The 13,625-nt window shown below is 57.9% G+C and carries 11 protein-coding genes, 1 tRNA gene and 2 pseudogenes; 8 read left to right on the top strand and 6 right to left on the bottom strand.

The features are described 5' to 3' along the window. The 3 genes and pseudogenes from istA to D3872_RS26635 form a co-directional block, all read left to right on the top strand. Positions 1 to 1,063 (top strand): IS21 family transposase (istA, locus tag D3872_RS17535; RefSeq protein WP_119812019.1); only part of this gene is annotated, 1,063 nt, incomplete at its 5' end. An 81-nt stretch (positions 1,064 to 1,144) separates the two neighbouring features. Next, entirely contained in the window at positions 1,145 to 1,411 is a 267-nt protein-coding gene (locus D3872_RS26645; protein ID WP_229459385.1) for an ATP-binding protein, read from the top strand. A gap of 52 nt (positions 1,412 to 1,463) precedes the next feature. After that, a pseudogene (locus tag D3872_RS26635) lies at positions 1,464 to 1,888 on the top strand (ATP-binding protein). 504 nt (positions 1,889 to 2,392) lie between these two features. Here D3872_RS26635 and D3872_RS26630 read toward each other — a convergent pair. Continuing rightward, positions 2,393 to 2,515: pseudogene (locus D3872_RS26630) on the bottom strand (IS630 family transposase); the annotation flags it as partial. Positions 2,516 to 2,801: 286 nt separating this feature from the next. Between D3872_RS26630 and D3872_RS17520 the strand changes: the two are divergent. The 3 genes from D3872_RS17520 (at position 2,802) to D3872_RS17510 (ending at position 7,497) form a co-directional block, all read left to right on the top strand. Further along, positions 2,802 to 3,938 carry an ISAs1 family transposase gene (locus D3872_RS17520; protein WP_119808982.1) on the top strand — a complete coding sequence of 379 codons (1,137 nt, stop codon included), beginning with the start codon at positions 2,802 to 2,804 and terminating at the stop codon, positions 3,936 to 3,938. A 100-nt stretch (positions 3,939 to 4,038) separates the two neighbouring features. After that, positions 4,039 to 4,233, top strand: coding sequence for a hypothetical protein (locus D3872_RS17515; RefSeq protein ID WP_119812018.1), 195 nt, complete (start codon positions 4,039 to 4,041; stop codon positions 4,231 to 4,233). A gap of 54 nt (positions 4,234 to 4,287) precedes the next feature. After that, positions 4,288 to 7,497, top strand: coding sequence for a sodium:solute symporter family transporter (locus D3872_RS17510; protein ID WP_119812017.1), 3,210 nt, complete (start codon positions 4,288 to 4,290; stop codon positions 7,495 to 7,497). A 570-nt stretch (positions 7,498 to 8,067) separates the two neighbouring features. Here the strand turns inward: D3872_RS17510 and D3872_RS17505 are convergent. Together D3872_RS17505 and D3872_RS17500 are read right to left on the bottom strand one after the other, a co-directional pair. Next, a complete protein-coding gene (locus D3872_RS17505) occupies positions 8,068 to 8,463 on the bottom strand; it encodes a type II toxin-antitoxin system VapC family toxin (protein WP_119812016.1) in 396 nt (131 codons plus the stop codon). Beyond that, on the bottom strand, positions 8,460 to 8,711 hold the full coding sequence (locus D3872_RS17500) for an AbrB/MazE/SpoVT family DNA-binding domain-containing protein (RefSeq protein WP_119812020.1): 252 nt from the start codon (positions 8,709 to 8,711) through the stop codon (positions 8,460 to 8,462). The genes D3872_RS17505 and D3872_RS17500 overlap by 4 nt, the downstream gene beginning before the upstream one ends. A 597-nt stretch (positions 8,712 to 9,308) precedes the next feature. On the opposite strand from D3872_RS17500, the gene D3872_RS17495 reads away from it, so the two are divergent. Both D3872_RS17495 and D3872_RS17490 read left to right on the top strand, forming a co-directional pair. Further along, a complete protein-coding gene (locus D3872_RS17495) occupies positions 9,309 to 10,889 on the top strand; it encodes an isocitrate lyase (RefSeq protein ID WP_119812015.1) in 1,581 nt (526 codons plus the stop codon). A gap of 53 nt (positions 10,890 to 10,942) precedes the next feature. Next, positions 10,943 to 11,018, top strand: a tRNA-Phe gene (locus D3872_RS17490). Positions 11,019 to 11,216: 198 nt separating this feature from the next. Here D3872_RS17490 and sorU read toward each other — a convergent pair. The 3 genes from sorU to D3872_RS17475 all read right to left on the bottom strand — a co-directional run. Beyond that, on the bottom strand, positions 11,217 to 11,546 hold the full coding sequence (gene sorU / locus D3872_RS17485) for a SorU family sulfite dehydrogenase c-type cytochrome subunit (protein ID WP_119812014.1): 330 nt from the start codon (positions 11,544 to 11,546) through the stop codon (positions 11,217 to 11,219). A gap of 9 nt (positions 11,547 to 11,555) precedes the next feature. Further along, a complete protein-coding gene (sorT, locus tag D3872_RS17480) occupies positions 11,556 to 12,809 on the bottom strand; it encodes a SorT family sulfite dehydrogenase catalytic subunit (RefSeq protein WP_229459383.1) in 1,254 nt (417 codons plus the stop codon). A 142-nt stretch (positions 12,810 to 12,951) separates the two neighbouring features. Then, a partial coding sequence (locus D3872_RS17475; RefSeq protein WP_370660974.1) for a YncE family protein occupies positions 12,952 to 13,625 on the bottom strand: 674 nt, incomplete at its 5' end.

Raw genomic sequence — 13,625 nt, 5'->3', positions numbered from 1 at the left:
GGAAGCGCAGATCTTCGTCGCCGTGCTGGGCGCATCGAATTACACCTTCCTGGAGGCCACCTGGAGCCAGCAGCTGCCCGATTGGATTGGCAGCCACGTGCGTGCACTCGACTTTTACGGAGGCTGCAGCGAACTGTGGGTGCCCGACAATTTGCGCAGCGGTGTATCGAAGGCGTCGCGCTACGAGCCGGACATCAACCCCACCTACCACGACCTGGCAGACCACTACGGCGTCGCCGTCCTGCCGGCGCGGGCCCGCAAGCCCAAGGACAAGTCCAAGGTCGAGAACGGCGTGCTGGTGGTGACGCGCTGGGTGCTTGCCCGACTGCGTCACCAGCGCTTCTTCAGCTTGAATGAACTCAATCGTGAACTGAAAGTGCTGCTCACCGACCTGAACCAGCGTCCCTTCAAGAAGTTGCCGGGTTGCCGCGCCAGTGCCTTCGCCGAGATGGACCAGCCCGCACTGCGCCCGCTCCCGCAACAGGGCTACGAATATGCCGAGTGGAAGGTGGCACGTGTTGGCGTCGACTACCACGTCGAGCTCGACGGCCACTACTACTCGGTGCCGTGTCAGCACGCCCGTGTCCAGGTGGACGTGCGCGCCACCACGAACACCGTCGAAGTCTTTCTGCGCGGGCTGCGCATCGCCAGCCATGCGTACTGCGCTTTCAAAGGGCGTCACACCACAATTGACGCACACATGCCGGCGGCGCACCGCGAGGTCGCTGGCTGGAATGCCGAAACCCTGACCAGTCGCGCAGCCGCCATCGGCCCACGCTGCTCGGTGCTGGTTGAGCGCCTGCTGCATCAGCGGCGCCATCCCCAGCAGGCCTTCCGCAGTTGCCTGGGGGTGCTCTCACTCGGGCAGAAGTATGGCATCGCGCGGCTGGAGGCGGCCTGTGCACGCGCGCTTAAACACAACGCGGTGAGCTGGTCCAGCGTGCAGTCGATCCTCAAGAATGGCCTCGATCTCGAGCTGCTCACTGCGCAACGCACGCTCGATCTGCCCGAGCACGAGAACCTGCGTGGCGCGGCTTACTACCAATCGAATCATCTCCATTGATTTATTAACTAAACAGTATAAACCGTTTATTTCAGATTCGACTGAGCGCTGCCAGCGCCCAGCCACCACCAAGGAACAACCATGTTGAATCACCCAACCTATGACAAACTCACCCGCCTCAAGCTGTTCGGAATGGCGCGTGCCTTCGCCGAGCAGAGCGGGCTGGATCTGGATCATCTCGGCTTCGATGAACGGCTCGGCCTGCTGATCGACATGAAGCCACGGAACGCGATGGCAAGGCCTTGGCGCTGCGCCTGCAACGCGCCAAGCTCAAACGAATGCTGCTGCGAAGACATCGACTACCGCATGCGCGCGGCCTTGATAAGCCCTTGTTCCAGCGCCTTCTGAACGGTAACTGGCTGACTGCCCATCAGAACGTGCTGTTGACCGGCCCACCGGCGTGGGCAAGACGTGGCTAGCCTGTGCACTCGCGCACCAGGCTTGCCGCCAGGGGTACAGCGCCTATTACGTGCGCCTGCCGCGCCTGCTCGATGAGCTGAGCATCGGCCGTGCAGACGGCCGCTACAGAAGTTGCTCAAGCAACTGGCCAAAATCGACACCTTGATAATTGACGATTGGGGCCTTGCCGTGCTCGACGACGTGCACCGGCGCGACCTGCTGGAAGTATTCGACGACAGGCACGGGGTCCGTTCCACGATCGTCACCAGTCAAATTCCCATCGAGCACTGGCACGCCGCATCGGTGACGCGACCTTGGCTGACGCGATCCTCGACGCCTGGTCCACAACGCCATCATCTCAATTTGAAAGGAGAATCAATGCGGAAAAAGCGTGCAGGTTTGACAAGTACCCACCAACAGGAGTAAAACCCAAGCTCGACCCCGGCCGCATCGCCTCAAGTGTCCAGTTTGGCCTGGACCAAGTGTCCAGTTTGCGGCGGAACGACTGTCCAGTTTGCGGCGGAACAGGTGTCCAGTTTCGGCGGAATACGCAAACTGCCCAAAAAAATAGGCAATTCAAACGAAATTTTGGCGATTTTCGTGATTTTCTCGGACTATTTCCCGGCTTATCCAAATTTATGACGCAATACGGCCATCCGTTTCAAATTCCACGCCAAGTTCCACTCGCCACTGACCTGTTTCAAGCCGCGCAGCGAGAATTGGCGAAACCCCATTACCGACTTGATGATGCCAAAGACGGTTTGCGCGTCGACCAATGCGTCGGCCGGTTTGTGTTTCGTGGTGCGCGCCAGCGCGCGCTTCGATGCGATCGGTGACCTTGTAGCGTTCGCGACCCGCGTGACGCGAAAACAGTCTGGCAAGCCGGTCCGTTGCAAAGCGCTTGCTCCAGAGATCAATGAAGCTGTCGCTGCAGTCGAGTTTGGCCCGGATCTCGGCCCACGCGTGACCATCGGACAGCAGCAGAATCAGACGGGCACGACGCACTGTGTCGGCCCGCCCATTCCTCGCGCTGACTTGCTGTTGAAGTTCCATGCGTTCGCTTTTGGTGAGTAATCATCATGCCCGCCATCGGATAGGCCGCTTCAATTGCGTCCTCCGTAAGTCCCGGCGTAAGCTCACCCATTCGAGAGACATGCAATTGGTAGAACTTTCTGGCAGGATTTTGCCTGGAGGTTCACGCGCCGATGGCCGCTACGGTGACGGGCAAAATTCCCAGGGCAATTGCATGAAGGCGATCTCGTTGTCATGAGCAAAGGTTGCAAGTATTGCTTGTAAACTCGCTCAGAATGGCGTTTACTCTCGATATTTGAGCGAGAAAATGGCAAACGGACCGATGTCGTTGGTGGAAGCATTCGATGAATTGCGCGATCCGCGTGCGCGGCAATGCGCATATCAACTCGACGAATTACTGTTGGCCGCGATCTGCGCCGTCATCAGTGGGGCAGAGAGCTGGACCAATGTTGTCGAATGGAGCGAGATGAAGCTCGACTGGTTGCGCCAGCACCTTCCATTTGCCAATGGCATCGCCTCGCACGACACCTTCGGACGGGTCTTTTCGCTGCTCGACGCAACGCAGTTCGAGGCATGCTTCGTGCGCTGGATGAGTTCAATGTGTCCCTCGCTGAAGGGACAGCACATTGCCATCGATGGCAAGTGCGTACGTGGCTCGCATGATGGCAAGCAGAGTGCCATTCACCTAGTGTCGGCATGGAGCAGCGCAAGCGGTTTGACGCTGGGACAGGTCCGGACAGCCGACAAGAGTAACGAGATCACGGCGATACCGGAACTGTTGGCGACGCTGGACATCAAAGGCGCCATAATCACGATTGACGCGATGGGATGCCAGCACGACATCGCGGCCAATATCGTCGCAAGCGGCGCCGACTATGTGCTGGGCGTGAAGGACAACCAGCCCGGTCTGTCCGAAGCCGTCAAGCTGTGGTTCGATGCCGCAGATAGCGGCAAGTTGGATCGCCCGTTCTGGGATGACAGCCAGACGGAAAAAGATCACGGACGGATCGAAACCCGGCGCTGCTTGGTAACCAACGACGTCGCCTGGCTCGGTCAGCAAAACCAGCACTGGTCCGGCCTGCAAAGCCTAATCATGATCGAATCGACGCGTGAAATTATTGGCAGAAACAGTAGCGGCAAAACCAGCGTCGAACGCCGATACTACATCAGCAGCCTGCCGGCCAAAGCGGCGCATCTCGCTCAGACCGTACGGGCACACTGGGGCATCGAAAACTGCATGCACTGGGTTCTGGACGTCGCATTTCGCGAGGACGATTGCCGTATCCGCGTAGGCGAAGCTGCGCAAAATTTCGCCATCCTGCGTCGAATTGCTCTCAACCTACTGAAAAACGAGAAGACCACGAAGCTCGGGATCGCCGGAAAACGCTTAAAGGCAGGCTGGAACACCGACTATCTCGCTAAAGTATTGGGCTTGGCAATCTGATCCTTCATGCAATCGCCCTGGCAAAATTCCCCCCTTGCAAAGAGGCTTGAAAGGGCACAGTATAAGCAAGGGAGAAGTCGCTTGTTCCCGGGAGAATAATATGGACCTACCAAAAGGCAAGAGCCAACGCCTTGCTGCATTATTTCTTTTGGGAAATCTTCTCTTCAACTATCCCTTGCTCGCCCTCTTCAATCGAGCCAGCCTGGTGTTCGGCATTCCTGTGTTGTACGCCTATGTATTCGCAGCCTGGATCCTGCTGATTGCGCTGTTGGTCCTGGTGGTTGAGAAGAGGTAAACCCATGTAAATCGCCGTCCCCATTTTGGTCTGATGCAAAGCTCTGGAGGATTTATGCTGCCCGGATGGATGATAGCGCTGGTCGCTTTCGCCTACTTGGGACTGTTGTTCGCGATCGCCTATCAGGGTGACAAGGCCGCCGCGCAAGGGCGTAGCATCATTGCCAATCCGTATGTCTATTCATTGTCACTGGCGGTCTACGCCACCGCCTGGACTTTCTATGGCAGCGTGGGACGCGCCGCCACCAGCGGCATCGGTTTTCTGCCGGTGTATCTGGGGCCGACTGTGGCAGCCACGCTGTGGTGGCTGGTGCTGCGCAAGATCATCCGCATTGCCAAGGACAACCGGATCACGTCGCTGGCGGACTTCATTTCCTCACGCTACGGCAAGAGTTCCCGCCTGGCCGGCCTGGTCACGCTGATTGCGGTGCTGGGTATCACGCCCTATATCTCGCTGCAACTGAAAGCCATCTCCACCAGCTTCAATGTCTTGCTCGGCGATCCCAATAGCCTTTCAGCTACCCAGACCGCGCCGGCGCCGATCCTGACCGATACTGCGCTCTATGTCGCCTTGATTCTGGCCGCCTTCACCATCATTTTCGGCACCCGTCACCTCGACGCCGCCGAGCGTCACGAGGGCATGGTGGCCGCGATCGCCTTCGAGTCGCTGGTCAAGCTGGTCGCGTTCCTGTGCATCGGGATTTTTGTCACCTACGGCATGTACGACGGTTTTGGCGACCTGTTCGCAAAGGCCATGCAATTGACGCAGGTCCAGGAAGCGCTCACCATCGGCGGCGGTAAAGTGGATGTCTACCGCAGTTGGGCCTCGCTGTTCTCGGTGAGCTTCCTGTCGATGCTGGCGATCGTATTCCTGCCACGCCAGTTCCAGGTCGCCGTGATCGAAAACGTCGACGAAGCCCATCTGAACAAGGCGATCTGGCTATTTCCGCTGTATCTTCTGTTGTTCAATATTTTCGTGCTGCCGATCGCTTTTGGCGGCTTGCTGCATTTCGCCGGTACTGCTGCCAATCCCGATACTTTCGTGCTCACATTGCCGATGTCGGAACACCAGCTGGCGCTGGCGCTATTGGTATTCATCGGCGGCTTTTCCGCCGCAACAGGGATGGTGATCGTTGAAGGCATTGCACTCTCCACCATGGTCTGCAACGACCTGGTGATGCCGGTGCTGTTGCGCATCAAGGCACTGAAACTGAGCGAGCGCGAGGATTTGTCCGGCCTGCTGCTGGCGATCCGCCGTGTGACCATCGTGCTCGGCATGCTGCTCGGTTACGCTTACTTCAGGCTGGCCGGGGAAGCGTATGCGCTGGTGTCGATCGGTCTGATTTCCTTCGCCGCCGTGGCGCAGTTTGCACCAGCGGTGCTGGGCGGCATCTACTGGAAGGGCGCCACGCGCAACGGTGCGTTGGCCGGGCTATGCGGCGGCTTCCTGGTATGGCTATATACCTTGATGCTGCCGGCGTTTGCCCGCTCAGGCTGGCTGCCGATGAGCCTGCTGGAACAGGGGCCGTTCGGCATCGCGTTGCTGCAGCCGTTGCAATTGTTCGGCCTGGGAGGACTGGACGAGATTTCGCACGCGGTATTGTGGAGCATGCTGGTCAACGTCGGCGCCTATATCGGGGTATCGCTGATGACCGGGCAAAGCGCGCTTGAACAAACCCAGGCGGCGCTCTTCGTCGACGTGTTCAAGCACGAGCGGCGCGCCGCACGCGCTTGGCGCACCAGCGGCTCGCTGCCCGAATTGCATGCGCTGCTGTCGCGTTTTCTTGGGCCGGCCCGTGCGGTTACCACCTTTAGTTCCTATGCCAGGCAGCGCGGGCTGGCGTGGCCGCGGGAAGCCGACGCCGAGCTCGTGAATACCGCCGAATCCCAATTGGCCGGCGTCATTGGCGCGGCATCGGCGCGCGTGATGATCGCATCGGTGATCGAGGAGGAACCTTTGCGCGACCGGCTGACCGAATTGCCGAACCGGGCGCTAATGCTGGACCGCTTGAACGATGCGCTGGAACAGACCAAGCTGACCGGCGGTCGCGGTTTTGCATTGTTGCTGCTGAGCCTGGACCGCTTTTCCATCATCACCGACAGCCTTGGCCGTGCCAGCGGTGATCAGTTGCTGATCGGTGTGGCGCAGCGGCTCGGCGGCAGTCTGCGGCCGGGCGATATCGTGGCGCGCTTGGGCGGTCACGAGTTTGCGCTGCTGCTCGACGATATCCACGATGCAGGCGAAGCAATGCATTTCGCCGACCAGTTGCAACGCGCGCTGCTGGACGTCTACCAGTTGGAGGATTGCGAGGTGTATACCACCGCCAGCATCGGCGTCGTGTTGAGCAAGTCGGGTTATGCCGACCCAGCCGATATTTTGCGCGATGCGGAAATCGCCAATCACCGTGCGCTGGCGCGCGGCGGCGCATGCAGCGAAGTGTTCGAGACCGACTTGCGCGACCGCGTGGTGGCCTTGCTCGACATGGAAACCAGGCTGCGCCAAGCGGTCGTCAAAGGCGGGGAATTTGTGGTGCACTACCAGCCCATTGTTGCGCTGAAATCCGGTCGCCTGACGGGTTTCGAAGCGCTGGTGCGCATGCGCCGGCCCGATGGCAGCCTGGTGCCGCCCATCGAATTCATACCATTGACGGAAGAGACCGGTTTGATTGTGCATATCGGCCGTTGGGTGCTGAACGAAGCGTGCCGGCAGATGCGCAACTGGCAACTGAAATTCCCGGAACGCCAGCCGCTGCAGATGAGTGTCAACCTGGCAGGACGCCAGTTCGCGCAGGCTGATTTGATGGAGCAAATCGAGCAAGTGCTCAAGGAAACCGGTCTCGACACGTGGAGTTTGAAACTCGAAGTGACCGAAACCGTTATCATGCAGTACGCCGAACAGGCGGCTGCAGTGCTGGTGAAGCTGCGTGACAAGGGCATCAAGCTGTTGATGGACGATTTCGGCACCGGCTATTCATCGCTGTCATATCTGCACCGTTTCCCGGTCAATACCCTGAAGATCGACGCGTCGTTCGTCAGACGGATGGACGTCGACCGCAAGAATGCCGACATCATCCAGACCATCGTTACGCTGGCCCATACCCTCGGCATGGATGTGATTGCCGAAGGAGTGGAGACCGCAAATCAACTGGAGCAATTGTCCGCGCTGAAGGTCGAATACGGGCAAGGATATTATTTTTCGAAACCGCTCGACAGTGTTGCAGCGGAGGCGCTGATCGCTGCATGGCCGCGCTGGGAGGTGTTGTAGAGATCAGCGGTCGGCCTTCGCCTTGACCGATATTGGCGTGGCCAGCAATTTCGTGCTTCATCGTCACTCGCAAATAGCGGCGACTGTCGCCTGCACATGCACCGAAGTTCGATCCTTTCGAAACAGCCAATCAGGGGATTTCACACCCGAGACCGAGGCAAGGATTGGGTCAAATAGTACGTGTAGTCAGCGGCATTCCTTCTGCTTCTGTCCATATTTGTAGCAACCGCGGCGTCTACAGCGTACACCATGACCTTGACTACAAGAGCTTCGCAGTCTCATGCCCGCTCGCCCTGATCGGCAGCGCCTTCTATCCGATTCTTGTACATCGGCTCGCAGGTTCGCTCCACGCTTCCTCCCCACGGTGTTCCTGTCGCCACTGGCGACCGTCACCCCTTCCGCAGTTGCGCTTCACTTCGTTCACTGTGGTCAGCTCACGGAACGGGACTTTCACCCACAACCCAAGCGATATGCCGTCCGCGTCATTAAGAAAACACCTTAACTGAACGGCATTAATCTTCGGGTGGCGTTTTTGTCTGCTGAGTACGACATTCTGGCGCCCTGCCCCGCTTACAACTGACGCGCGGATTGACCATGCGCGGCGAGCAGCGCAACCGCCTTCTTGTCGAAGGAAACAAAGGTCTCGCCACCAAGCCAATTTCCCTCATAGGCAATGACGCCATCGGCGAAATCTCCGCCCGCTTCAAGTGCCCTCAGTCCGGCCTCAACGGCGGGCCTATTCATTTCTACGTTTGCGGTTGCAAGCAGTGCGCGAATCGCCAACGCCGCATCCGCAGCCTGGAAGGCATACACCTTACGCAATACCCATACAAATTCACACAGGCACGGCACAGCCACCGCGATCAATTTCGCATCCATCAAGACTTTGGCTGCAAGCAGCGCCTGCGCGGGATCGTCATGCACGACAGCACGGATGAGGACGTTTGTATCTACCGTTACCTTCATGTTTTGCCCGCCCAGGCTTGTGCTGACGCCTCGTTGATTTCTTCCAAGGTGGCGACTTTCTTTGTCCTACCGGCGAGCAATCCGACAAAGCCGCCTATCGCTCCGCTTGGCTGGGCGGCTTTGAGAATGCCCCTTGCATCTGGCAGCAAGTCGAGTTCGATTTTGTCGCCGGGCTTGATGCCCAAGTGCTGCAGCACCTCTTTCCTCAGGGTCACTTGGCCGCGTGCGGTTACAGTTAATATCGCCATGATGCCATCCTCGTCGTCCAATGCATCAATGGTAATGCAACTTCACCTTACAATCAATCGAACCGCGTCGCCCCTCCTTGACACAAAGATTGAAAGATCCTTGTGGGTCAGGTGGTTCGCATTCACTCCCCGGAGCCAGCCACAGAAAAACCTTCCAAACAAACACCACTCCTGGCGTGAACGAACCCAAAAGTTGGCTACCAAATTTTATTTGGGGGGGTCATTGTCAAGTACAAACGAAGATTTTAAGCTCGGCGTCGTTTTCCAGGTGAGCCCTGGTTTACCCTTCCCTGTGCTAAAAAGTCCATTTCACATGTGGCATTTAGCCCAAGGAATAAGGTGACGGACCATTCCATTTCTTCGAGAACTTCATTTCACATCATGATAATAGACTCCTAAACTCTTTGTTTTCTTGACGAAAAAATAATTTAAGTCATATGTCTTATATAAGAACATGATCAAATCCGGAAAAAAACGTCTATCATTTGTACAGGTAGTTTTGCTTTATTTCACCGCCTTGCGAATCAGGCCGTGAGCAGACCCAGCCACACAACGATAGGTTTTTTTGATTCGCTTTTATCTACCCGGGAGATTCACATGTCACAGTATCAAAACGATATACAAGCCATCGCTGCACTCAAGGACAAGGAAGGAAGTGCCTGGAACGCGATTAATCCTGAGTCCGCTGCACGCATGCGCGCCCAGAACCGGTTCAAGACCGGCCTCGATATCGCCAGGTATACGGCCAAGATCATGCGCGACGACATGGCGAACTACGACGCCGATTCGTCAAAGTACACCCAGTCGCTCGGTTGCTGGCACGGTTTCATCGGTCAGCAGAAGATGATTTCGGTCAAGAAGCACTTCAATAGCACCGACCGTCGCTACCTCTACCTGTCTGGCTGGATGATTGCTGCCTTGCGCTCCGAGTTCGGGCCCTTGCCTGACCAGTCCATGCACGAGAAGACCGCCGTTGCCGACCTGATCCGCGAGCTGTACACCTTCTTGCGCCAAGCCGATGCGCGCGAACTGGGCGGATTATTCCGCCAGCTGGACGCGGCCGACGGCGCCGCCAGGCACGCAATCCAGGACCAGATCGACAATCACATCACGCATGTCGTGCCTATCATCGCGGACATCGACGCAGGTTTCGGCAACGCTGAAGCAACCTACCTGATGGCCAAGCAGATGATCGAAGCGGGTGCTTGCTGCATCCAGATCGAGAACCAGGTTTCCGATGAAAAGCAATGCGGCCACCAGGACGGCAAGGTCACCGTTCCGCATGAAGACTTCCTCGCCAAGATCCGTGCTGTACGTTATGCGTTTCTGGAGCTTGGCGTGGACAACGGCCTGATCGTTGCGCGTACCGACTCGTTGGGCGCAGGACTGACCAAGCAAATTGCTGTCACCCGCGAGCCAGGCGACCTGGGCGATCAATACAACTCCTTCCTGGACGTGGAAGAAGTGTCGACCGAGTCGATGAGCAACGGCGATGTCGTGCTCAAGCGCGACGGCAAGCTTCTGCGTCCGAAGCGTTTGCCCAGCAACTTGTTCCAGTTCCGTGCGGGCACGGGCGAAGCGCGTTGCGTGTTGGATTGCATCACCTCGCTGCAGAACGGCGCCGACCTGCTGTGGATCGAAACCGAAAAGCCGCACATTGCCCAGATTGGCGGCATGGTGAACGAGATCCGCAAAGTGATTCCAAACGCCAAGCTGGTGTACAACAACAGCCCATCGTTCAACTGGACCCTGAACTTCCGCCAGCAAGCGTACGACAGTATGAAGAACGAAGGCAAAGATGTGTCCGCTTACGAGCGCGCACAACTGATGAGCGTCGAGTACGACGGGACCGAACTGGCGATTGCTGCAGACGAAAAAATCCGCACGTTCCAGGCCGACGCTGCGCGCGAAGCCGGTATTTTCCATCATCTGATCACGCTGCCGACTTACCATACCGCTGCACTGTCGACCGATAACCTGGCGAAGGACTACTTCGGCGAACAAGGCATGCTGGGTTATGTCGCCGGCGTTCAACGCAAGGAAATCCGACAGGGCATCGCCTGCGTCAAGCACCAGAACATGTCGGGCTCGGACATCGGCGACGATCACAAGGAGTACTTCAGTGGCGACGCTGCCCTGAAAGCGTCCGGCAAGCACAACACGATGAACCAGTTCTAAGACCTCGGAATCGGCTTAGAGCAAGGCACACAATCCTTTGCAAGCCTGACCCTGGCCTGGTAGCTCGGCCGGTAGAGCAGAGGATTGAAAATCCTTGTGTCGGTGGTTCGATTCCGCCCCGGGCCACCAAGAATTTCGTTCACAATACGTCAAGCCTTCAAAGCTTGGCGTTTTTGTTCGTGGATCGGAAATGTCGCGTTCCGGTCCATTTCCGTTCTCAAACCACAGGCAAGCCAAACGCCCGAAGACGGAGTGTTGAGCATGCAAGAAGCGCCACGCGTCATCATTATCACCCGCGCCATGCGAGCGCGAAGTTGCAAACTCGTTCTACTTCGCGCCTGTTACTCTGGCAACGTACTGTGACAGAAGTTCAACCTGTTCGTCACTGAGCTTAGTGTAAGCGGGCATCTGACCTATGCCATTGCGAATCGCTTTTTCCACCCGCGACGCGTCGGGCTTGAGTTCATCCAGGTTTGGTCCAATTTCACCTGCCGCGCCCGCGTCCTTGAGCGTATGACACACCGCGCAGGCCGGGGTTGCGGTTTGGTTAAAGAGTGTCTTTCCCGCCCCCACATTGGCTTGTGCAAAGGCCGCAGAACCGCACTGCAATGCAGCCATCCCGGCGGCAATAGCAAAAAATTTAATCTTCAATGACATAGGTTTCCTTTAGGCGACACTGATGGTCAGCGCATGATCGCGCCAGCTATTGTTGTTGTAACCGCCAGCGTTTTCCACCCGCCCCTCCGGCTGACGGTTTCCTTCCGCATCGACGACCCTGCACGCAATCGTGTGACTGCCCGGCCCGAGCGTCGCCGGCAGCACGAACTGGCGCCAGGCGTAGCGCCCCATATCCGGGCCTACAAGCCGCGCTTTCATCCAGGTTTTGCCGCCATCAACCGACACGTCCACCGACTTCACCGCATTGATGCCGCCAAATGCCACCCCTTTGATCTGCACCGGACCGGCCGCCAGCTGCCCTGATTCCGGCGCAGGTGAATTGATCCATGACTTGGGTCCCATTTCCCAAACGGGAGGATGACTCGGATCCCCCTTCTGGCCAGGCGGGGATATCCGGTATCCGGTTTTCTGGATGGCTGCATCGGTCTGCTCTGCGGTGAACGCGAGGCGCTTGATGTACTTGACGTTATTGACGCCGGTGTAGCCCGGCACGACCAGACGCAGGGGGCCTCCGTGGGCCAGCGGAATCGGTTCGCCATTCATTTCCCAGGCCAGCAGGGCGTCGGCCATTGCCGTTACGGGCACCGAGCGCTCGACCATTACGCTTTTCGGATCGATCCCTTCCGGCAGCTTTTCACCGCCGGTACCAGTCATGTAGGGCATGCCCTTGTTGACGCCGCCCAATGCCTCGACCACTGCGCGCACCGGAACGCCGCTCCAGACAACACAGCCAGCGGCCCCCACTTGCCAGGGTGTGCCGCTGGGCTTGTTTGGAAAGAGGCCACGGCCATTGCCCGAGCATTGCAGCACCATCGCCGTCGTCTCGAGCCCCATCGATTTCAGATCCTTGACTCGAAGGGTGCGGGGATTTTTCACTCCTTCAATCGATATGGCCCAACCGTCACGATCGGCGATGATCGAGGCGTCGGGCACCGGCAGGTTGTTGCGGATAAACAGTTGATTGGTGGGTGTGATGATGCTGGAGCCGAATGCGCTGCGCTTCGTCTCCAACGTGCTGGAGGTATGTACGATCATCGCGTCGGCATTTTTCCAGTTCACATAGGCCGGCAGCGGCTTGGCGGCGGGCACAGTACTGGCCACCGCCTGCGCCATCGCAGACCGGGTGAACGCAGCTAGCCCTGCGGCCGTCACCGCGACAGCGCTACCGGCCAGCACATGGCGACGGCGTGGGCTGGCAAGCTGCTGCGTCTGAGCAGTCTGTTCGTTTTGTTTGAGTCGCATCCTCGTCTCCTTTAGCGATTTTTATATGAACGCATTCGTACAAACTCTGGATCATTGCGGCCGGCCGGCGTTTGCAGGCTTCAGCTTACTTACATAACGCCGGGTTGCATAGCACGATGTTGCTGTGCCGCGGTTGAGTTCATCAGGAACCGACGAGGACGGCTTTAGCCGTATCTGCCGCCGCCTCACCCTCCATCACGATGATTTTGCTGGCTGCCGCGTCCTTGGTGGACAAGGTGTTGGAGACTTCGCGTAGCGGGCCGATCGTCGTGCCATTGGCCATGCCCATTGGATTGGTCTTGAAGCTGGCAACCGGCGTTCTTTGACCTGTCACATAGACGCTGTAGACGGTCATCGGTTTTAGCTTGAACAGCGAGACTTCCAGTGAATCGATGACGCCCAGATTGCGTGCCACCACAAAGCCATTGCCGTTGCTGGCAGCAGGTTTCAATGCAATATTGATCGGATCGCTATTGCCGCGAGGCGTCAGGTTCGCCCCACCATCGCCGCGCATGACTGCGTTCGAGACATAGACCAAAGCCTGGGGCGCCTGTCCGACCGGCACCCGTGCAATAACTTTGTTGGAGACCGTGTCGATCACATCCACCGCGTCGCCATTTTCAAGTCCAACATACTGGCGACTGCCATCGTCGGATGCCCAGATGCCGTGCGGTAGCGCGCCGACCGGAATGGTCGCCATCAGCCTGGGCGTATCGTCGGTTGTGAACACCTTTACTGCATTTTCACCACCGACGGTCACATAGGCGAGCGTGCCGTTGGCTGTTTTGGAAAAGGCCAGATGGTTGGTGATCATGC

The sequence above is a fragment of the Massilia cavernae genome (assembly GCF_003590855.1).
Classification (GTDB): domain Bacteria; phylum Pseudomonadota; class Gammaproteobacteria; order Burkholderiales; family Burkholderiaceae_D; genus Telluria_A; species Telluria_A cavernae.
Note: the sequence above shows the minus strand (reverse complement) of the source record. Positions and strands in the feature narration are given on the sequence as shown.